Raw genomic sequence first — 23,336 nt, 5'->3', positions numbered from 1 at the left:
GGGCCGGTGCGCGATGGCCTGGATCTCCAGGGAGTACTGCCCGTCCGCGATCGTGCCCGGGAGGCTCAGACCCTCAACTACGTAGGAATTCTTGAACAGTTCGTGGCCGTGCGCGACGAGACTGCCCGGCGTGATCGCCGCGTGCCGGGTCTCGGTGGCGCGCGTCCTGCTGTCCGTGAGCCCGTGTCCGGCGAGGGGTGAGATGCCGTCGCGCGGGGGCGGGGCGACGGCGGTTCCGGTGGTCGCGGGGGCGGTGACCGGGAGGATCGGGCCCGTGCCGGTGGCGGTGGGGGCGTCGGCTGGGCCTGGTTGCGGATGACCGTGGCGGCCCGCTGGAAGACGGACTCGATGGCGGCGGAGCCGCGCACGGTGTCGATCAGCGCGTCGTCCGGTATGCGCACCAGCTCCGGGCGCGGGGTGCCGGTGGCGTCGGTCGCGTCGAGCCGTGCCCTGTCGACCGCGCTCGGCCGACGCGGCGCCCCGTCGGCCCGAGCGGCGGGCGGTGCCGGGGTCGCCGAGGGCGCGTGGGTACGGCCGTCCGGCACCGCCAGCCGCAGCGAGCCGGTGACTGTCGTCGCGACGGGCGGCGCGGGGGCAACGGGCGGCGCCCCGGGGACAGTTGGGGCCGGGGCCGGGGCGGCGGCCTGGTTCACGTTCCGCCCGAACCGCTCACTCGGCCGATCGCCGTCGTCCGCGTACAGGTCCAGGGCCAGCCGCACCGGCACGTCGAACGCGTGACTGTCCTGACCGGTGCCGATGTAGAACTGGTCGTGCGTGGTCGCGCCGCCCACGGTGTCGCCGTGGGTCACCTGGTGGCCGTACTGATAGTCGGCCCCGAACCCGATGGACCCCCAACTCCCCAGCGGACCGCTGACACTGGCCATCGGCCCGAGCGCGCCGCCGTACGACTCACCGCGCTGTTCGGCGTCGCTGCCCGCCATCTGGGCCAGACCCATGACCTGGATACCCGGCAGGACCCGGTGATGGGTGCTGGCCTGCCCGGTGTCCCGCTCGGCGGAGAGCATCAGCCGGACCCGGCGGACGCCGGTGTCGGTGCTGTTGGGCACCTCGAAGTGCAGGGAGTGCCCGCCGTCGACCATCGCGTCGGTGGCGGCACGCAGCCCGGTGCGGGAGCGCGCTTCCCTCAGTCGGCGCAGGTTGTTGAGCTGGGCGTGCAGCCGGATCTGGTGCTCGGGCTCGTGGCCCCGCAGCACGCCGTGGGCGGACGGCAGGAAACCCTCACGGCGCAGCCACGCCTCGGCCTCGTCGAACAGACCGTCCGTACCGGTGACCTCCAGCGGCGCCGCGCTCAGCCCGATGCCGTCCAACCGCTCAAGCGAGTCCGGGAGTTCACGCGTCTCGGCGGCGGTCGGCGCGTGCCCGGTGGCGTCCGCCTTGCTCAGGACCCGTAGGTCCATGCCGTGGGTCTGGGTGAGCGCCGGTGCCCGTGTCTCGGTGCCGTCGGGCCGGATCAGGGTGACCTGGTAGGTGACACCGGAAGGGGTGAGCAGGTGGCCGCGGTTGGTGCGGATGGCGTGCATCGTGCCGGCGGAACTGCTCGCGCTGTAGGTGTTGGTGACGGTCGCCTGGGTCTGCCCGCGCAGGCCGAGGCTGCCGCCGATGGTGCTGGAGGCGTCCGGGTGGCCCTGGCTGTGGTCACCGGTGAGGGCGGCGGCGCCACTCCCGCTGACGCCGATACCGCTGGTGTACTTCGAGGAGAGGTCCACCTTCGCGGTGTTGACCAGGTGGCTCTCCAGGTTGATCTGACCCGGTGTGCTCTGCCGCAGCGGGGTGCCGACGGCGGGCGTGGTGACCAGGTGCAGCATGCCGACCGCGTTGCCGTCGGCATCGGTGATCACCGGCGAGTAGATCCCGCCGTCCACCTGCATGGGCAACGTGCCGCGCAGCACCTGCTCGGAGAGGAAGTCCGCGACCTGCCCGGCGGCGGTGGCGTCCAGATCGGCGTGGAACGTCTGGTGGACGTGCTCGTACAGGGCCCTCGGGTCGATCACCGAGTCGACGCCGTACAGCGGGAGATCGGCCGGCGCGGCGGGCGCGGGCAGCGAACCCGGGGCCGGATCGGCGGTGGTGAGGTGCCGGGGGAACCAGATCGTGGTCGGCCCGTGGAAAACCGCCGTGCCCCACCCGTCCGGTGCCGGGACGGTCGTGGTGGTGGGCGCGGTGACGGGTGCGGTGACGGCGGGCGCGTCGACACGCACCCGCCACCGGGTGCTGAACTCCACAGGATCAGAAGGCTCGTTGGAGCGCTGGGAGGACGTGGTCTGGACGGCCTGGGTGACCGTGGTGGCGTCGCTCGCCTGGTTGTGGGTGATGGCCGCCGTCAGCGATCCGTCGATGGCCCGCACGGCGGTCGGCGCGGTGAGCGGCCAGGAACCGGTCCACGGCACCTGGAACGTCCGGTACGTACCCGACGGCTGACTGGAGAAGTTCTCCCGCGTACCGAACCCGCGCCGCTCCACGTGCTTGTCGGGGTCCCGCGGGTCGAAGCGCCCTTGCCGCAACGAGGCCCGCGCGTCGGAGAGCGTCAGCTGTACGTCGACGGTGTGATCGCGTCCGCCGACCGTGACGGTGATGCGGTGACCGCCGTTCGAGCGCAGATAAGGGAGTTGGAGCGCCAGGTTCTCCCGGCTCAGCGCGTCCTGTACCTGCTCGCGTACCGACTCCGGCGGGTTGTCCGCGTCCAGCCCGAGCGCCTCGTAGACCTGCCTGTGCAACCCCTCGATCACCTCGTCGGAGAACGGCTCCGCGTACACCAGCCCGACCGTCCCGTCCGGGACCGCGCCGTACGAGTTCACGTAGCTCGACGGCAGTTGGACCTGTGCGGGTGGTTGTGCGGTCGGGGCGTTGGAGGCGGGCCAGGTGAGGGGGGTGTCCGTGGGGATGGGGGTGGCGTCGGGGTCGACAGCGGGCGTCGTCTCGTTCTGGCCTGTGTGGTCGTGGAGTTGGGGGCCGGACGCGGTGACGTTCTCGATGATGCGGAGGTAACGCTGCGGGATGTGCACCGGGGTCTGGGTCGTGGCCATGACGCCGGTGGTCTGGACAGCTGTGCTGTTCGGGTGGTTGCGCAACAGGAAGTCGTTGTCGCGCTGTTCGTCCGGGAGGCCGAGGTAGTGGAGGACCTCGTGGAGCAGGTCCTCGTCGGAGTGGTTGGCGTCCAGGTGGAGTTGGTTCGCGCGGCCCGGGTTCTCGGTGTCGGTGAGGGTGACCGTCTCGGGGTGGGCCGGGTCGGCGATCAGGTTCAGGTTGATGTGGAGCTGGTCGCCCGAACTAGGCAGCGCGAGACCGGAGTTGAGGTGCGTGTCCAGAAGGCCGGTGATGCGGTTCTGGAGTTGGGTGGTGAGGGTCGGGTCGGTTGCCGTGACCGGGAGGTTGAGCGTGTAGTCCCGTATCCACTGGCCGTTGGGCGCCTGAATACGACGGACCTGCGCACGGACGAGCGTCGTAGCACCGCTAAGAGCCCCCGGCCGGGGCGAGTTGGACTGGTCCGCGTGCGGATCGAACCGCTCGGTCGAATGCACGGCCGGGCGGGCATGCGGACGCAGGCCGTGCCACGTGTCCTTCGCAGCGGGATCGGCGACACGGGACGCAGGCAGGTCGTCGTCGGCGTCACGGGTCGGCGCGGGACGGTAACGCCCGTCCGGCTGAACGCTCTTGGCGTCCTCCGGACCCCGGGGCGCGTTCGACGGGGTGATGGTCGCCGAGGTGGTACCCGGGTTCGCGTCGCTCGCGCTGTAGTGGTTCAGGCCCGTGTAACGGACTTCCAGCGCTGGGGTGTTGGTGTTCCTCGGTCCGTAGCGCAGCACGATGCCACGGGGGTTGGCGGCTGTGCCGGTCACCGGCTCGAAGACGTGGATCGGGGCTTCGAGGGTGTCGGCGAGCAGCGGCAGGAAGGCGTCGCCGACCGGGTTCGCCCAGGAGTCCGACCAGGTGTCCACCGCGTCTTCGAGCAGGCGCGCCTCGCCCTGGGTGAGGGGGACGGTGCTCCGGTGATAGCCGGCGAGCAGCAGCCGCAGGCGTCCGGCCGGTGTCATGGCGGTGGGTGTCGGCAGCGCGCCCATCGACCGCAGGTAGGCGAACATCCGCGGGTTGCTCGGTGGGTTGCCGGTCAGCGGGGGCGGTGCGCCCGGTGCCGTGATGGCCAGTGTGTAGCGGGTCTGGAGGTCGAGCGGGTCCAGGTCCTCGGTGTGGGTGACGCCCTGGATGCCGTACACGTTCAGCCGGTTGGCGACGACGGTGTCGGGCGCGTTCTCCATCGTCCTCCTGAACCTGCCGGCGAGAACGCCCCGGAGCTGGCCGAGCACCTGCGGCGGGAGCGGGCGGCTGCCGTCGCGTGCCGCTACCAGCCGGGCCCGGACCAGGCTCTGCAAACCCCGCCGCGCGGCCCGCAGATGACCTGTTCCCCGGTTGGTGGTCCCCGGCTGCGCCGTGAGCGTCCTGAGGGTGTGCCGTACGTCGTCGGGCCGGGCGAGCCAGGCGGCGGTGGCCGCGGGGAGGGTCGGGTCGGCCTGTAGCAGGCGGGTGCGGACCAGGTCCGGCGCGCTGCCGATGGCGGCGTAGAGGAGGCAGAAGCCGTCGCCGGGGGTCGGGACGACGCGGCCGGCGGGGGCCACGTAGGAAGAACGCGCGGCGGCCGGGGTCGTGCCGGGGAGCGGGGGCTTGGCCTTGGCCTTCCCGTTGGCCTTGCCCTTGTCGGCGCCCGTGCTCTTGCCCGACTTGTCCGTCTTGGCGTTGCTCGTACCGGACTTGGACGGCCCGCTCTTGTTCGACTGCGGCTGCGTCGTGGTCGTCGTCGTGGTCGCCGTCGTCGTGGGGATCGTCCCGGTGGTCCCGGCGGTCCCGGCGGTGGGCGCCGTGTGGGTCTGGCCGCCGGCCGGGAGGGGGGCGGCCGGGCCGTCGGGGGTGGGCCAGCGGGGCGGGGTGGTGGCGAAGGTGGTGCGCAGGGACTGTTCGGGGGTCGGGGCGCTGTCCTGGACGTCGCCGGCGAGGTCCTCCAGCGCGTCGGTGGCCGCCATCTGGTCGGCGGCGGCGCGCTGTTGGGCGGTGACGGCGTCGGCGATCAGCCCGTTCAGATCGGTGACTTCGTCCTGGGCCTCGGTCACCCGGTCCTGGGCGTCGGTCTCGTCCTGTGTGGCGGCCTGGAGGGCGCCGGCCGCGACGACCTCGGCTGCGGCGTCCTCATCCGCTTTCTCCTCGGCCTTCCCCTGGGCCTCCTGGGCCGCTCTGATGCGGGCCGGTATGACCTCGACGGTGTGCTGCGCCCGTGCCAGCACCGGCCGTGCGGCGGTGAGCGCGGTCTTGGCCTGCCGGATCGCGTTGTCGGCGGCGGTGATCGCCGGGAGCGCGGCCTGGACGCCGGGGTCGGCGGCGACATCGGGCGCGGCGGTGTGCGGGCGCGGGGCGCCGGATGCGGCGGGGGCGGGGGCGGCCGTACTCGACTGCCCATTGCCCGCGGCCTGTTGGGCGGCGGCGCGTGCGGCGTTCTCGGCCCGGGTCAGCTCGGCAAGGGCCGTTCGAAGGTCGTGCTGGCCCCGGGTCTCGTCCCGCTCGTGCCGCTCGATGACCGCCGGGAGGGACGCGGCGGTCTGCCGGGCCTCCGCGAAATCCCGCGTCAGCCGTACGACCAGCGCCTCGGCCTTGCGCGCTGCCTCGGCGGAGTCGGCGGCCGCCTGCTCCGCGTCCGTGTGGGCGTCGGTCGCCTTCTTGAGCGCGTCCTGCGCCTCCTCGTGGGCCTCCGCGACCTCCGTGTACTCCTGGATGGCCTCCCGACGGGCCGTGGTGAGGGCGTTCAGCACCTGCGGGGCGTCGGCGAGCGTTTCGGTGGCGGTGTACAGGACTTCGGCCTGCGCGTCGAAGGCGTTCCACGCGGTGCTCAGGTCGGGGTCGGCGGTGACAAGGGCGCCGTCGGGGGTGAACTCCCAGCGGCGGATGCCCTGCGGGTCACGCGTCATCAGCTCCAGCGGGCGGTTCCCGAGCACGGCCGCACGCGAGGCCCCGTAGAGCGCCTGCCCGAGCCGGGTGCCCTGCGGGTCGGCGCCGAGAGCCACCCAGACCTGGACGCCGTGACTGCCCGGCGGGATCGCGGAGTTGAGGCGCTCGGGGAGGGTGTGTGGCTCGGCGGTGGCCCAGTCGGGCACGAGCGCGGGCAGGTCGTGGAGGTTCGGCGGGGTCTCGGCGGGGGTGAGCAGACCGTGCCCGAGGAGGTCGCGCTCCTCGATGCGCAGGGTGACCGTACCGGTGACGTGACGGGTGCCTTCCGGTCCCTCCACGAGCAGATGCGCGTCGGCGTCGACGACGTAACTCCGCGTCCCCCGCGCCCCGTTGGCGGGCGCGGCCGTGCTGCCGGACTTCAGCCAGTCGCGGCGGCTGCCGGTCGTGGTACCGCCGAAGGCCGAGGGCTGGGTCTGCCGCTGCGCGAGCGGGACGTTGACCCCGCCGAGCTGGCGGTTGTTGTCCTCACCGCTCAGGCGGTAGGTGAGCGAGGTCGCCATGGAGTGGTCCGCGCCCGCGGCGGTGCTCACCGTGTCGGTGGTGTTGTGGAGCTGGTCGAGCGTGACGTCGTCGGCGTGGGTGGAACGGCGCGGGTTGTACAGCGTGACCGCGATCGACGGGGCCTGCTCCGGCGCCCCTTCGAAGGGCGCGGTGCCGAGCATCTTTCGGTTGAGGTCGGCGACCATTCGGGGACGGTCGAGGGAGACCCGCCCGGCCTGGATCAACTGGCCCAGCCGGACCGCCTGTCCCTCCACCGAGACCGACGTGATCTGCGCGTGCCAGTCTCCCGGGCGGCGCGGCGCGGCGACGTCGTTCAGCGCCGTCTCCAGGTGCGCCCAGCCGTCGAAGTGGAACGCCGGGGTCGGCCCCACCGGGTGGAACATCTGCGCGTCGGTGAGATACGGCCCGGCGGCGGGAGCGGCCGGCCGCACGGTGTTGCGCGGGTCGGCGCCGGAGACGACCGACGGGGCGTTCGCCGGAGCCGGGCCGCCCACGCCGGGCAGGGTGGTCTCGGTGCCGGTGAAGCGCAGCGCCAGGCGGACCGGGACGGTGCCGGTGCGCACGGTGCCGCCCGCCAGCACCCTGTCGATCCAGTCACGTACGTCCCCGTCCGCGTCGCCCCAGGCGATGACGCCGTTCTGGATGAGACCGCCGATGACGTTCGGCGGCCAGTCGGTCACCAGCGCGGAGCGGACCGTCAACTCGTAGTCGTACTGGAGGCCGTCGAAGTCGGCGCCGTTGTCCGTGCGCAGCCAGAAGCGGTTGTCGGCGGTGGTCGCCCGCCGGGCCGAGACGGTGCCGGCCGACTGCGGGGTGAAGCCCAGCTCCGCGCGGTCCGTCGTCAGGGGATCGGGACCCTGGTCCGGGCGGAGATAGCGGACCGCAGGCGTGAAGGGGAGCTGCGTCTGCCCGACCGAGGCGCGGGTGGCGGTGCGGCCCGCGGCGGTGTGCGACTGCCACTGTTCGAGGCCCGAGCCGGGGGTGGAGGTGCCTCGGAGACTGGCCAGGTTCTGGGTCTGCCGGGGCCGCGCCCGCAGCATGACCTCGACCAGCCGCTCACCGCCGTAACCGTGGTGGCGGAAGTGGAAGCGGGTGGTGGCCGGGTGCGGGGTGCCGTCCGGGCCGCGGCCGGGCAGCGAGCGCAGTCCGGCGGTGGAGGTGAGCTGGGTGATCCGGCCTAGCACACCGGGCTGGTGACCGGCGTGCCCCGGGGTGAACACTCCGGGTGCCTCGGTCTCGACCAGGGCCCGCAACCGGCGCCCGACCTGGCCGCGCCGCTCCACCTCGTTGTTGAGCGGCGCCAACGGAATGAGGGCACCGGCGGCGGGCGCGGGGGCCGCGGCGGGTGCGGGAGCGGGGACGTTCTCGTACTCGCTGACCGAGAGGACGCCGCCGAGGCCCAGTTGCCGGTTGCTCACGTACGCGACCGGCAGCGCGGCCTGGCCCGGGGCGGGCGCCGGGGTGAGACCGGTCACCGAGCCCATCCACCGTGCGTCACGGTCGAGTTGGCCCTGCGTCATGAGGAACTGGAGCCCGTCGGGGACGTCCACCGCGAAGACGACGGGGTCGATCGTGCCGGCGTCCAGGATCCCGTTGCCCAGCGTGCGGGAGCCGGCCCGGACCGTGACCACATACGTGACGTCGGCGACCACCCGGTGCAGGTCGCCGCTCTCGGTGGGGGTGCGGTTGACGCCCGTGCTGGCGGCGAGGGTGTCCGAAGTGTCGGTGCGGGACGCCTTGTTGAGCCGTACGGCCGGGCCGAACTGGTTCTTGTTCGGCTTGGCGGTACCCCCCGCCACCGGTGTGGTCGCGTTCTGGGTGGCCGAGAGGCCACCGCCGTACTGGTGCGACTTTCCGAGGGACTTGAGCTGCTGGGCGCTGTCGGTGGCCGAGACGCCGGTCTCCAGGTACTGCCGGGTCGTGTCCAGCAGCCGGGGCCGGTGCGCGACGGCCTGGATCTCCAGCGAGTACTGCCCGTCCGCGAAGGTCCCCGGCAGGCTCATGCCCTCAACCACATAGGAGTTCTTGAACAGTTCGTGGCCGTGCGCGACGAGACTGCCCGGCGTGATCGCGGCATGCCTGGTCTCGGCGGCACGCGTCCTGCTGTCCAAGAGCCCGTGCCCGGCGAGCGGGAAGAGACTCGCGCGCTGCGGCGCGGCGGGGGCGGGCGCCGGTGCCGCGCCGGGGGCGGCGACCGGGAGGATCGGGCCGGTGGCCGGGGTGGCGGGCGTCGCCTGCTGGGCCTGGTGGCGGATCTCCCGGGCGGCCCGCCGGAAGACCGACTCGATGGCCGCGGCACCGCGCACGGTGTCGATCAGCGCGTCGTCCGGTATCCGCACCAGCCCTGGCCGCGGGACGCCCTGGGCGTTGGTCGCGGCGAGACGGTCGGTGTCGGTCACGTCGACCGGACGCGGCACCCCGTCGGCCCGTACGGGCGGCGCGGGGGCCGTCGCGGGTGCGTGGGTACGGCCGTTCGGCACCGCCAGCCGCAGCGAACCGGTGACCGTCGGCGCGACGGGTGGCGCGGGGGCAACGGGCGGCGCCCCGGGGACAGTTGGGGCCGGGGCAGCTGCCTGTGCGGCGGCCTGGTTCACGTTCCGCCCGAACCGCTCGCTGGGCTGATCACTGTCGTCCGCGTACAGGTCCAGGGCCAGCCGCACCGGCACGTCGAACGCGTGACTGTCCTGGTTGGTGGCGATGAAGAACTGGTCGTGGCCGGTGGCGCCGCCCACCGTGTCGCCGTGGGTGACCTGCCGGCCGTACTGGTAGTCGCCCCCGAACGCGATGGACCCCCAGCTGCGCAACGGGCCGCCGACACTGCCCAACCCCCCGAACGCGCCGCTGTACGACTCACCGCGCTGCTCGGCGTCGCTGCCCGCCATCTGCGCCAGGCCCATGACCTGGATACCCGGCAGAACCCGGTGATGGGTACTGGCCTGCCCGGTGTCCCGCTCGGCGGAGAGCAGCAGGCGGACCCGGCGGACGCCCGTGTCACTGCTGTTGGGCACCTCGAAGTGCAGGGCATGACCGCCGTCGACCATGGCATCGGTGGCGGCGCGCAGCCCGATCTGGGACCGGGCCTCCCTCAGTCGGCGCAGGTTGTTGAGCTGGGCGTGCAGCCGGATCTGGTGCTCGGGCTCCAGCCGGCGCAGCACGCCGTGGGCGGACGGCAGGAAACCTTCGCGCCGCAGCCACGCCTCGGCCTCGTCGAACATTGGGTCCGTGCCGGTGACCTCCAGCGGCGCCGCACTCAGCCCGATGCCGTCCAACCGCTCCAGGGAGTCCGGGAGTTCACGCGTCTCGGCGGCGGTCGGTGCGTGCCCGTCGGCGGTCGTCCCGCTCAGGAGCCGTAGGTCCATGCCGCGCGGCCGGGTGAGCGGGGGCGCGGGCAGCGGGTTGCCGTCCGGCTGGATCAGGGTGACCTGGTAGGTGACCGCGGTGGGGGCGAGCAGATGGCTCTGGTTGGTGCGGATGGCGTGCATCGTGCCCGCCGAACTGCTCGCGCTGTACGTGTTGGTGACGGTCGCCTGCCCCTGCAGGCGCAGGCCGAGGCTGCCGCTGATCACGCTCGACGCGTGCGGATGCCCCTGACTGTGGTCGCCGGTGAGAGGGACGGCGGCGGTGCCGCTGAGGCCGATCCCGCTGGTGTACTTCGAGGAGAGGTCCAGCTTCGCGGTGTTGACCAGATGGCTTTCGAGGTTGATCTGGCCCGCGGTGCTCTGCCGCTGCGCGGTACTGGCCCCGGGCGCGGTGACCAGGTGCAGCATGCCGACCGCGTTGCCGTCGGCGTCGGTGATCACCGGCGAGTAGATCCCGCCGTGGATCTGCATCGGCAGCGTGCCGCGCAGCACCTGTTCGGAGAGGAAGTCCGCGACCTGCCCGGCGGCGGTGTCGTCCAGGTGGGTGACGAACGCCTGGTGGACATGCTCGTACAGCGCCCGGGGATCGATCACGGAGTCGACGCCGTAGAGCGGGAGAACGGTCGGCGCGGCGGGCGTGGGCAGCGAGCCCGGGGCCGGGTCGGCGGTGGTGAGGTGCCGGGGGAACCAGATCGTGGTCGGCCCGTGGGAAACCGCAGTGCCCCATCCGTCCGTCGCCGGGGCGGTGGCGGGCGCGGTCGGTACGGCCGGGGCGGCGGGGGCGGCGGGCGGCGCGGTGACGGCAGGGGCGTCGACGCGCACGCGCCAGTGGGTGGTGAACTCCACTGGATCAGACGGCTCGTTGGAGCGCTGGGCGGACGTCGTCTGGACGGCCTGCGTGACGGTCGTCGCGTCACTGGCCTGGTTGTGCGTGACGGACAGCGTCACCGACCCGTCCACCGCCCGCACCGGCGTCGGCGCGGTGATCGGGAACGTACCGGTCCACGGCGCCTGGATCGTGCGGTACGTCCCCGACGGCTGACTGGAGAAGTTCTCCCGCGTACCGAACCCGCGCCGCTCGACATGCTTGTCCGGGTCACGCGGATCGAAACGCCCCTGCCGCAACGAGGCCCGCGCGTCGGAGAGCGTCAGCTGTACGTCGACCGTGTGATCGCGTCCGCCGACCGTGACGGTGATGCGGTGACCGCCGTTCGAGCGCAGATACGGCAGTTGGAGCGCCAGGTTCTCCCGGCTCAGCGCTTCCTCGACCTGCTCGCGCACCGACTCCGGCGGGTTGTCGGCATCCAGTCCGAGTGCCTCGTAGACCTGCCCGTGCAGCCCCTGGACCACCTCGGCGGAGAACGGCTCCGCGTAGACCAGCCCGACGGTCCCGTCCGGGAGCGCACCGTACGAAGTGACGTAGGTGGACGGGAGTTGGCCCCGTGCGGGCGGCTGTGCGGTCGGGGCGTTGGAGGCGGGCCAGGTGAGGGGGGTGTCCGTGGGGATGGGGGTGGCGTCGGGGTCCTGCGCCGGGGTCGTCTCGTTCTGGCCCGCGTGGTCGTGGAGTTGAGGACCCGCGGACGTGACGTTCTCGATCGTGCGGAGGTAGCGGCGGGGGATGTGGACCGGAGCCTGGGTGTTCGCCATGACGCCGGTGGTGTGGACGGTGGTGCTGTTCGGGTGGTTGCGGAGAAGGAAGTCGTTGTCGCGTTGCTCGTCCGGCAGGCCGAGATAGTGCAGGACTTCGTGGAGGAGATCCTCGTCCGAGTGGTGGGCGTCCAGGTGGAGTTGGTTCGCGCGGCCCGGGTTCTCGGTGTCGGTGAGGGTGACCGTCTCGGGGTGGGCCGGGTCGGCAATCAGGTTCAGGTTGATGTGGAGCTGGTCGCCCGAACTCGGCAGCGCCAGGCCGGAGTTGAGGTGCGTGTCCAGAAGGCGCGTGATGCGCTCGTTGAGCTGCTGGGCGAGGTCCGGGTCGGTCGTGGTGACCGGGAGGTTGAGCGTGTAGTCCCGTATCCACTGGCCGTTGGGGGCCTGGATACGACGGACCTGCGTCCGGATGAGAGTCGTAGCACCGCTAAGGGCCCCCGGCCGGGGCGAGTTGGACTGGTCCGCGTGCGGATCGAACCGCTCGGTCGAATGCACGGCAGGGCGCGCATACGGGCGCAGACCGTGCCACGTGTCCTTCGCAGCCGGGTCGGCGACACGGGACGCGGGCCGCTCGTCGTCGGCGTCACGGGTCGGCGCGGGACGGTAACGCCCGTTCGGCTGAACGCTGTTGGCGTCCTCGGGACCCCGGGGCGCGTTCGACGGCGTGATGTCCGCGGGGGTGTTGTCGGTGAGGGGTCCGGCGTCGGTGGCGTTGTAGTGGTTCAGGCCCGTGTAGTGGACCTCCAGCACCCGGGTGGCCGTGGGTGAGCCGACGCGGGTGACGGTGCCGAGGCCGGTCGACGGGTCCGGCCGCAGTACCTCGACGGCCACGTCCAGGGTGTCCGCCAGCAGCGGGAGGAACAACTCGCCCTGGTTGCTCTCGTATGCCCGGGACCAGTTCTGGACGGCGTCGAGCGCGTGGGCCAGTTCGGCGTCGGTGAACTGGGCGTCGCTGACGGTGTATCCGTGCCCGAGCACCCTGCGGAGCTGGTCGTCGGTGAGGTGGTCCAGCGTGGGCAGCCGGCCGGTGTCGCGCAGGTAGGCGAACATGTCCAGGGCGCTGGGATCCGCCGGGCCGGTCGCGTTGTTGCCGGTCAGTGCCTCGATGTAGAGCGTGTCGAGGTCGTCCCGCTCCAGCTGGTCCGGTTCTGTCAGCCCTGTGATGCCGTACTCGTCGAGGGTCGCGAGGAGTTCGGGCCGGTCCATGGTCGCCGTACGCCCGTCGAACCACCCCGCGAGGGTCTGCCGTACCTGGCCCACCACCGCGTGCGGCAGCGGGCGTTCACTGCGCGCGGTGAGCAGCCGGTCCTCGGCGAGGATGCGCAACTGGTCGGCCACGAGCATCAGGTGGTGACCGGCCCTGGGCATCGGGGTGCCCGGCCGCATCCGGGTGAACTGGGCCAGCCCGGCGCGGACTTGGGCCGGGTCGCCGAGCCAGGCGTAGGTCTCCGGTGCCTGGGTCCGCAGTCCGGTCAGCCGGTCGCGGACCCGCGTCGGGTCGGTGCCGATGAACGTGTAGAGGATGCATCGGCCGTCACCGCGGGTCGGCACCAAAGTGCCTCGCGGCGCCCGCACTTGGAAGGCGGCGGGCTGGAGGACGGTCGGGATGACGGGGGTGGTGGGGATGACGGGGGTGGTTGACGTGCCGTTGGTGTCGTCCTCGGCAGGAGCCTTGCCCTTGCCCTTGTTGTCCTCGGTCTTGGGTGCGTCGGTGTCCGTGTCCGCCGGTGCGGTGGGCGAGTCGGTGGACGTGGTGATCGTGGTGCCGACCAGGGCGTCGAACGCGCTGTCCTGGGCGGAGGTCGTGCCGGGGTCGCCGGACGTGCCGCCCTGGTCCCCGCCGGTGGTGTCCTTCGGCGGGATGACGGACGTCGTCGGGTCGGGAGTGGTCAGTTCGGTGTCCGCGTCCGAACTGTCGTCTCCCCCTGCGTCCTCGTCCCCCGAATCCTCGTCCCCGGTGGTCGAGTTGTCGCTCTCGGAGATGTCGCCGTCGCCGGGGAGCGGCGAGTTGCCGGTCGAGGGACCCGCTGTGCGGGGGCGGCCCGAGCCCGGCCAGCGCGGGCCGGCGGAGGCCAGCGTCGTGCGTGAGGTGGGCAGCGTCGAGGGGGCGGAGGCCAGCACCGGGCCGGTCGCGCCGGGCAGCGCGGTCTCCGCCGCCGCCCGGCGGGCCGCGGCGTCGTCGCGCCTGCCGAGGGCGTTGTCGATCCGGGTGTCGATCTCGCCGAGCGTCTGCGCCGCCCGCTCATGGTTCTCGCGCGCGTCCTCGTGGACCAGCGCCGCGTCCTCGGCAAGCCCGCGCGCCGTGCCGGCCTCCGAACGCCGGGTGCCGGCCGTGGCCTTGACACCCGGAAGCTGCGCCCGCGCCTCGTTCAGCGCCGCCACGTCACGGTCCAGGCCGGCCTGGGTGTCCCGCAGCGCGGCACCGTCCCGCTCAAGACCGGCCCGCACCTCGGCGAGGTCGGCGTCCAACGTGCCGATCTTTGCGGTGACTTCGGCGATCTGCTGGGTGAGACGGGGGTCTACGGCGGGGGCAGGTTCTACGGCAGGGGCGGGCGCGGGTTCTACGACCGTGTCCGGCGCGACGGTGTCCGACGTGTCCGCGCCCGGCGTATCCGAGTCCTGCGTGACCGTTTCCGGCGCGGGTGCCACGACCTCGTCCGGCGTCACGTTCTCGACCGTCGTGGCGCCGTCCGTGTCGGACGGGCCCGGCACCGGAGCGTTCTCCGGGTCGCCGGAAGCGGGGCCGGAGCCGGAGGGCCTCGGCGTCGCGGCCTCGGCCGCGCGGGCAGTGAGGTCGGCCAACTCCCGGCGGGCGGTGTTGATGTCGGACCGGAGACGCAGTTCCCGGCGCTCGCCGTCGGAGACCGCGTCGGTGAGCGGGCCGATCGTGCGGCGGGCCGCGGAGATCCCGCCGACCAGGGTCTTCTCGCGGGTGATGAGGTTCTGGAGCTTCTGTTCGGCCTGGTCCGCGTCCTGCTCGGCGGTGGTCGCGGCCGTGTCGGTCCGGTGCGCCTCGTCCGCCGCCTTCGTCAGCGCGATGGCCGCCTCGTTCAGGGCGTCCTGCGCGTCGGGCCGCAGCCCCCGCTGCTCGTACTCGTCGTCGAGCGCCGCGGTGTGGTCGGCCTCGGCCTGGTCGAACGCGGCGGCCTCACGCTCGAAGTCCGCCCAGGCCCGGTCCAGGGACGCGACACCGGTGGTGGCGTCCGACGTCTGCGGCCCGGTCAGCGTGCCGTCCGGGTCGAAGGACCAGACGCGCAGGCCTTCGGGGCCCCGGGTGACGAGTTCCACCGGGCGCCCGTTGTCCCGGGCCGCCCGCGACGCGGCGTAGAGGGCCAGGGTCAGCCGGGAGCCGTCCGCGTCGGGGCCGGTGGCCACCCAGAGCTGGAAGCCGTCGTCCGTGAGGTCGACGCCCGCGTTCACGTTGTTCCGTATCGCCCCCGGCCGGATCGTCGCCCAGTCCTCCGGCGCGGTGCCGGTGCCCTCGGTGAGCAGGGCCGGGAGGTCGTAGACCTGGGGCAGCGGACGGGGCTCGGTGATGCCGTGGCCGAGGGCGTCGCGCTCCTCGATACGGATCGTGGCCGTACCGGTGACATGGCGGACGCCCCCAGGCCCGGCGACCTGGATATGGACGTCGGCCCGCACCTCGTAGCTGCGGGTGCCGCGGCCGTCGGCGGGCAGGCTGGTGCTGCCGGTCTTGAGCCAGTCGCGGCGGCCGCCGGAGACTCCGCTGCCGAAGTTGCTTGCGTCCACCGGGCGTTGGAGCACCGGCGGGGTCGCGCCGAGGAGGTTGCGGTCGGGGTCGTCGGCGCTCAGGACGAACGGCAGCGACAGCCCGCCGGTGGTGTCGGCGCCGGAGACCGTGCTGCTGCTCCGGGTGCTGATCCGCAGCCGGTCGAGGGTCACGTCGCCGCCGTCGGTGACCACCCTCGGCCGGTACAACGAGACGGTGAGCGTGGGCCGTTGGTCCGGGGCGTTCGCCAGCGGGAACGCGCCCGGCATCGACGGCAGCATCCCGCCGGTCTGCCGGGGTGTGTCCAGCGAGATCGTGCCGGCCTGGATGAGTTCGCCGAGCCGTACCGACGCGTTCTCGTCGGAGGTCGAGGCGGGCACGGAACGCCAGCCGCTCCCGGTGTCCGGGGCCACCTCGTCGAGAGCGGTGTACAGCTGGCTCCACGCGTCGAAGCCGTAGACCGGGACGGAGCCGGTCGGGTGGAGCAGGTCGGCGTCGCGCAACGCGGGCTGTGCGCCGGGCAGTCGGCGGGGGTCGACCTGGGACAGCGCGGGCGGCGCGGGTACGGGCAGCGGGGGCCGGGTGCCGTCGGTCTCGCTGCCGGTGAAGCGCAGGCTGACCTGGGCCGGTACCCGGACCTGGCCGCCGAGTTCGCCGGAGAGGGTGCGGCTGATCCAGGAGCGGGTCTGCGGGTCGGCGTCGTCCCAGGCGATGACCCCGCGCTGCACCAGCGCGCCCACCACGTTGGGCGGCCAGTCGGTGACCAGGGTGGTGCGGACGGTGGCGACCAACTCGTAGTCCAGGCCGTCGAAGTCGGCGGCGCTGTCGGTGCGCAGCCAGAACCGGTCCTCAGCGGTGCGTCCGCTCTTGTCGACCTTGCTGGACGAGGAGACCACATTGAGGGAGGGGCCGAGCCGGTCCGTACGGTCGTCGGCGTCGGGGCGGCTGAAACGGGCCGTCGGGTTGCCGGTGACACGGTGCGTCCGGCCCACCGAGTCGGAGAACGAACGGCCCTCCGCCGTGTGCGAACCCCACTGCTCTATACCGGACTTGTCGCCCGGTACGGCGGTGCCCCGCACGGCGCCGCGCTGCGCGGCGGTGCTCGTGGGGCGGGCCGAGAACGTCACCTCGACCAGGGCCGCGCCGCCGAAGCGGTGGTGCCGGAAGCTGAACCTGGTCTGTCCGCCGCCGCGCCCGATCAGCGCGCGCTTCCCGGCGACCCCGGTGTTGTCCGCGATCAGCGCGGCGACACCGGGCAGGTAGGAGGCGTGGCCGGGGGTGGTCGCGCCGGGGGCGTAGCGGTCCACCAACTCCCGTACGTCGTTGTGGAATCGGGAGCGCTGCTCGATCGGCGGGGTCGGGGTCGGGCCCGTACCCGGGTCGGAGAACTCGGTGACCGAGTTGACCGCGGCCAGGCCGAGGGTGCCGTCGTGGACGTACCGGTCGGGCAGGGGCGGACTCGTCAGACCGGTCGTGGACGGGTCGGCCGGGCGCTCGGGCAGGGCGCCCATCCACCGTCCGTCGCGCCGGAGTTGACTCTCCGTCATGAGGAACTGGAGCCCGCGCGGCACGTCCACGGCGAGCGTGACGGTCTCCGCGGGCCCGAACCCGAGGGAGTTGGCGACCACGTTGCGGTGCCCGGACCGTACGGTGATCAGGTAGGTGACGTCGGCCGTGATCCGGTGCTGGAGGCCCGACTGGGTGGGCGTCCGGTTGGTGCCGGTGCCGCTGATGAGGGTGTCGGACTTGTCGCTCTTGCGGTCGTACTGGTAGCGCCCGGACGGGTTGAAGCGGGACGGCGTGGACGGCGTGGGTGCCGGGGACCCGGCGGGCAGCGAACTCACGGGAGGAGTCGGCGGGTTGTTCTGGGTCGCCGAGCCGCCCACCCCGAACTGGTGTGTTTTTCCAAGCCCCTTGAGCTGCTGCGCCGAGTCGGCGGCGGAGATGCCGGTCTCCAGGTACTGGTTGACGCTCTGCGTCAGCCGGGGCGTGTGGGCGACGGCCTCGATCTCGATCGCGAGCTGCCCGTCGGCACCGAGCCCGGGCAGCGTCAGCCCCTCCACCACGTAGGTGCCGCTGAAGATCTGGTGCCCCCGGCCGACCAGCGAACCGGGCGAGAGCGCGGTGGTGCGGGCCTCGGCGCTCACCGTGGTGGTGTCGCCGAACGGACTCCCGACCAGTGAACTGCTCAGGAATCCGGTGAAGTTGTCCACCAGCCGGGAGACACGGCCGGGAGGGGCGGCCGGTTCGGCACCGGCGTCGGTGTCGGTATCGGCGCTCGTGCCGGAGTCGGTGTCGGCGTCGACACCGGCGCCCGTGACGATCCGCCGGAAGGCGTCCTGCAGCGCCCCCGACCCCCGCACCACGTCGATCAGCGCGTCGTCCGGGACACGCACGACATCCGGGTGCGGATCGCCGGTGACCGGGTCCGTCAGGGCCAGCCGGTCCCGGTCCTCCTGCGTGACCTGCCGTACGGTGAACGGCTCGCCGTCCGGCGCGGGTTCCGCGTCGGCCAGCGTGCGCTCGTGCGGTACGGCCAGCCGGATGGTGCCCGCGACACCCCGCTCGTGGGGCGCCTGAAGGCCCAACTCCGGGTCGGGCTGGGCGTGTTGGTCGGGCGGTGCCACCTCGCCGAACCGGACCACCGGCTCCTGGCCCGAGCCCTCGTACAGGTCGAGGGTGAGGCGGGCCGGTACCCCGAACTCGTGGGTGTCCTGCCCGGTCCCGATGAAGAACTGGTCGTGGCCGAGCGTGGTGCCGGTGGTGTTGCCGAGGGTGGCCTGGCCGACGTACTGGTAGTCGCCGGTGGCGTTCAGGGTCCACGCGCCGCCGTGCGGGGTGGGCACGGTGAGGCCGCCGCCGAATCCGGCGCCGAGGCCGTAGGTGTTGCCGAGCCGGGCGGTGCCACCGCCCGCCGCCTGCGCGAGCCCCATGACCTGGATGTTGGGCAGCACCGTGCGGTGCTCCACCGGCCGGTCCGGGTCGCGCTGCGCGCCCAGCTCCAGCCGTACCCGGCGCCGTCCCGTCACCGAGGGGATCTCCAGGAACAGCGAGTGGCCGCCGTCCACCATGGAGTCCGTCGCCGCGCGCAGCCCGAGCGGGGAACGCAGCTCCTGGAGCCGCCGCAGATTGTTCAACTGCGCCTGAACCAGCGTCTCGTCGGGCAGTCGGCCCCGGCGCGGGGCGTCGGCCGGCGGCGGCAGGAAGCCGTGGTCCCGCAGCCAGGTCTCCGCGTCGTCGAACAGCGGATCCGCGTCGCCCTCGTCCACCCCGAGCGGCGCGGTGGACTGCCCGATCGACTCCAGGTTGTCCAACTCGGGCGGCAGCACCCGCACTTCGTCCGGCTCCGGTGCGTGCCCTTCCGCGTCCTCGGCGCTGAGCACCCGCAGATCGAGAGCGTGGGTCCAAGTCCCGGGCGTATAGGTGGAGATGGAGCCGTCGGGCCGGATCAGGGTGAGCGTGTACTCGACGTCCGCCTCGGTCAGCAGGTGGCTGCGGTTGGTGCGCACCGCGTGCATGGTGCCCGCGAGGTTGCTGGTGCCGAACACGTTCTGCGCCGCGAGGCTCGCGGTGCCCTTGCCGTTGACGGTGCCGCCGATGCCGTGGGAGGCGTTCGGGTGCCCGGCGCTGTGGTCGTTCGTGAAGGCCGGTCCGACGCTGCCGGTGAAGGTCACCCCGCTGTTGAACGACGTGTTCTGGTCGTTCTTCACCGAGGTGACGACATGGCTCTCCAGGTTGATCTTCTTGTCGAGGCTCTTGGCCACCGGGGTGGTGCCCCGGACCGTCGCGTCCAGCCGCATCATGCCGACCGCGCGTCCGCGCGCGTCGGTGAGCACCGGCGAGTACAGCCCGCCCTCGACCTGCATCGGCAGCGTGCCCCGCAGGATCGGTTCGGCAAGGAAGTCCGCGAGCTGGGCCGACGACGTGGCGTCCAGGTCGTCGCGGAAGTTCTCCGCGGCCCCCTCGTACAGCCGCCGCGGATGCAGCACCGAGTCGACGCCGTAGATCGGCAGTGTCCTGATGTCGGCGGGCGCGGGCAGTTCCTGGCCGGGATCGCTGTCGGCGTCCACGACGTGCTGCGGGAACCAGATGGTGACCGACCCGTGCTGCTCGGCCGGACTCCAGTCGCGCGCCGGGGCGGGCGGCGCGACGTCCGTGGCGTCCACGTCCGCGTCGCCCGCGTCCGTGACAGCGGCCGGCGCGTTCTCCTGGACCGTGACCGGGGCCGGCGCGTCCACGCGCACCTGCCAGTTGTCGTCGAAGTCGTAGGCGCGGGAGGGCTCGTTGCTGCGCTGGGCGCTGGTGGTCTGCACGACCTGGGTGACGGTGGTCGAACCGTCCGCCTGGTTGTGGGTGATGGTCGCGCCCAGCGCGATGTCCACCCCGCGGACCGGGCCCGCCGCGCCGACCGGTACCGAACCGGTCCACGGCACCGGGATCGTCGAGAACGTGCCGGACGGCTGCGCCGAGACGATCTCCCGGGTGCCCTGCCCGCGCCGCTCCACGTGCTTGTCGGGATCGCTCGTGTCCAGCGTGCCCTGCCGTACGGACGGCCGACGGTTGTCGAGCGTCAGCCGTACGTCCACGTCGCGGTCGGCGCCGTCGACGTCCAGGACGATCCGGTGACCGCCGAGACTGCGCAGATACGGCATGTTCAGCGCCAGCTGCTCCGCCGACAGCACGTCCCTCAGCTGCGTGAGCACGGGGTCGTCCGGTCCCGGAGCGGGCCGGCCGAGCGCGGTGAGCACCTGGCGGTGCAGCCCGTCGACCAGGTCCGGCGCGAACGGCTCCACGTGCACGAGCCCCAACTGGCCGTCGTGGCGCCGCCCGTAGCCACCGAGGTAGGAGGTGCGGCGGCCACCTCCGACCACCGACTCGGTCGGCGAGGTGGTGTCGCCCTCCGGGGTGGTCAGGGTGATGTCCGGCACCGACGACACGACCGCGGGAACGGCCTCTGTCTCGGCGTCGGTGTGGGTGTCGGTGTCCGTATGCGTGTCGGTGTGCGTGTCCGTCGGATCGACGCCCACCGTGTCCGTGGACGTGGTGGCCACCGGGGTCGGTGCGGTGTGGGTCTCGTCGACGGTGGGCTTGGGCGGGGCGGGCGGGTCCGCGCCGGGCGCGCCCTTGACCGGTTCCCGACGTCCGGTACCGCCCCGGTGGTCGTCCGCGGGATCGCCGACCAGGGTGCCGATCAGTGCGAGGTGCCGGGGCCTGAGCCCACCCGACCCGTACGCCGGGTCGGACGCGGGCGTGAACCGCGTGGGGTCGCCCATCAGGCTGTTCGTGCCGCCGCGGTGCGGGGCGGCCGAGTCGAAGCCGCTCTCGTCGCGCAGGCCGACCTGGTGGCCGATCTCGTGGGCCAGGTCTGAGTCGGAGATGTCGGCCGGCCACGAGTGGTGGGTGGCCGGCGTCCCGTCCGCCGGGTCGGTGAGCGTGACGTCGAGGTGCGGTGTCTCACCGGGGGCGGCCGGTACGACGGTGACGCGCAACTGGCTCCCGTCCCCCAGCCGGTGGCCCGGGGCGTTGAACACCCGCTGCACACCGTCCGTCAGCCGCTGCTGGACGCCGTCGACCTGTGACCCCAGGCCCGGGTTACCGGTGAGCCGGTAGGTCACGGTGAGATCGGTGACCGGCACCCCGTCGTGGGTGAAACGCCGCACGGCGAAACCGGCCCGCACCACGTACTGGGTACGCGCGCCGTCCGCCCCGAGCGGCCGCGAGACCGGATCGACCCAGGTATGACTCCGCTCCGAGGGAGTCGCCCCGGCCCGCGCCTCCTCGTAACTCCCGGGCTCCGGCGTGGAGTTGGGGGTCACGGAGGGGGTCAGCACGACGGGATCGGGGGTGGGGGTGGGGGTGCTCGACGAGAGGTCCGAGGAGGTGTGGACGGTGGCCGGAGTCGGTGTCGGCGCCGGGGTGACATCACCGGAGTGGGACAGCTGCGTCACCTCCGGCGCGGGAGTCGTCTCCGGCGCCGAACTGGTCGTAGGGGGCGCGCTGTTGCTGGTGGTGGCGACGGGGGTGGGCAGGTCGGTGCCGGTGTTCGTTTCGGTGCTGGTGTTGGTACCGGTCGCGGTGTTCGTGTCGGTGTTGCCGACGGTGCCGGAATCGGAGTGGGAGGTGTCGATGCCCTCCGTGCCCGTGCTGTTCGAACTGCCCGTGCTCGTGCCGTTCGTGGTGTCCGTGCCGTTGCTGTCGGAAGTCGTGTTCTCCGGGCGCCCCGTTGTCGTGGTGCGCGGGTTGCCGGCGCCGTGCGAGGACGTGCCGGAACCGGAACCGGACGTCGGGCTGCCCGTGTTCGTGCCCGTGCCCGTGCCCGTGCCCGAACTCGTGGTCGGCGGCGCGACGTTGGTGCTGGACCCGCTCGCGACCGGAACGTCCGGTGAGGGCAACGGAGTTGAGGTGTTCGAGGTATCGCCCAGCTGATCGGTACCGGTCCCCGGCGCGGGCTCCTCCGTGTCCTGGCCCGACGGCGTGTTGGTGGTGTGCGGGCTGCCGCCGGTGTTCGAGGTGTCGTTCTGCTGACCGGTCCCCTGCGCCTCGTCGGTACCGGCGTCCGTATCGCCCTGTTCCGGCGACCTCGTCGGCGTATTGCCCGCGGGCGTATGACTCGTGGCCGTAGGGGTGTCGGACTGCGAACTGCCCCCGCCCGACGTGCTCGTCGTCCCGTGCGGGACGTTGTTCTGGAGGTCTCCCCCGTCGACCTTCACGTCGTCGATGTGGGTGTCGGTGGACTCGGGCAGCGGGGTGTTCGTGGTGGTGCGTTGGGGGGTGGTGGTCGACGAACTGCCGTTGCTCGACGTCGTGTTGATGGGCCCGGGGCCCGACGTGGTCGACGAATCGGAGGACGGGCCGTTCGTCGAGGAGGTCGAAGGGGCATTGTCGGAACCGGTGTTGGAGGTGGAGCTGGAGTTGGTCTCCTCGTCCGGGATGTCCGCCGTGCCCAGGGTGTTCACCTGCGGCGGGGTGGTGAAGTTGAACTTGTTGCCGATCGCGCCCGCGCCCTGGCCCAGGTGGCGTTCGCTCATCGAGCTGAGGCCGGCGCCCAGGAAGGTGTTCAGGGGGTCGATGGGGAAGCCGAAGATGGACGCCGTGGCGATCTCGCCGAGCGTCTCCGCGCCGCCCTCGGTGAGGAAGTGCTCGAAGTCCTCGCCGAGTTCGTGCTTCACCTTGTCGCCGAAGGTCTTCGGCTTCGGTGTGGGCGTCGGGGTCGGCGTCGGCGTGACGTGCGGGGTCGGCGTCGGGGTGGGCGTGGTCTTCGGGTTCGGGGTGGGCGTCGGCTTCGGGTTCGGCTTGGTGTTGAGGTCGGGGTTGTCGAACTTGTGGTTGTTGAACTTCTTCCCGTTGCCGCTGATGTCCTTGAACGGGTTGTGGGTGTTGAAGATGTTCTTGAAGTTGTTCTTCAGGCCCTTGCCGAGGTCGTGCAGCAGGCCGTGGAACAGACCGGTGAACGCGCCGAAGACGCCGTCCTGGACGATCTGGGACCAGTCGAAGCCGTGCGGGCGGCGGCCCTTGGGCGCACCGAGCATCATGGCCAGCCGTACCGCGAAGGTGGTGAACGCCTCTTCGATCGCCTCGGTGAGGCTCGGCAGCAGATGCGTCTTCTTCAGCAGCCAGTCCATCAGCGTGAGAATGGCGACCCGGCTGCGGGCCTTCGCCACCGCGGCCTGGCTGGAGGCGGAACCCCCGGTGAAGGCGGACAGCACCGCGATGACCAGCAACTCGATGAGCAGCCGGACCAGTTCGGCGATGATCTGCCACTTCGACTCCATGATGTCCATGGAGGACTTGGTCCGGGAATCCCCGATGCTGTCGAGCTGGTCGGCGAAATCCTTCAGGTAGTTGACGCCGCCGCTGTCGAGGAACATGTGCATCGCCCGCACATAGTTGTTCCCGACCTGCGGCGGCAGCGCGCGCCCCACCCCACCGGCGGTCTGCTCGATCAGGTCCGAGAGGTCACGCATCCGCCGGCCCAGCCGCTGGTACGGCTTGCCGTTGGCGAAGGCCATGTCCTCGTCGGCCTGGAGGAACTTCTCGCCGATGAGCACGAACATGAGGTTGTTCAGCTGGGGCGACGCGTGGATGGTCAT

Annotated in this window: 1 protein-coding gene; it reads right to left on the bottom strand. The window is 72.4% G+C overall.

Going from position 1 to position 23,336, the window contains the following annotated elements:
* Positions 1-77: 77 nt before the first annotated feature.
* Positions 78-23,336 (bottom strand): hypothetical protein, encoded by a 23,259-nt coding sequence (locus tag R2B38_RS32215; RefSeq protein WP_318019341.1) that lies wholly within the window; start codon positions 23,334-23,336, stop codon positions 78-80.

The organism is Streptomyces sp. N50 (genome assembly GCF_033335955.1).
Classification (GTDB): Bacteria; Actinomycetota; Actinomycetes; order Streptomycetales; family Streptomycetaceae; genus Streptomyces.
This window is presented reverse-complemented; position numbering and strand designations above follow the sequence as displayed.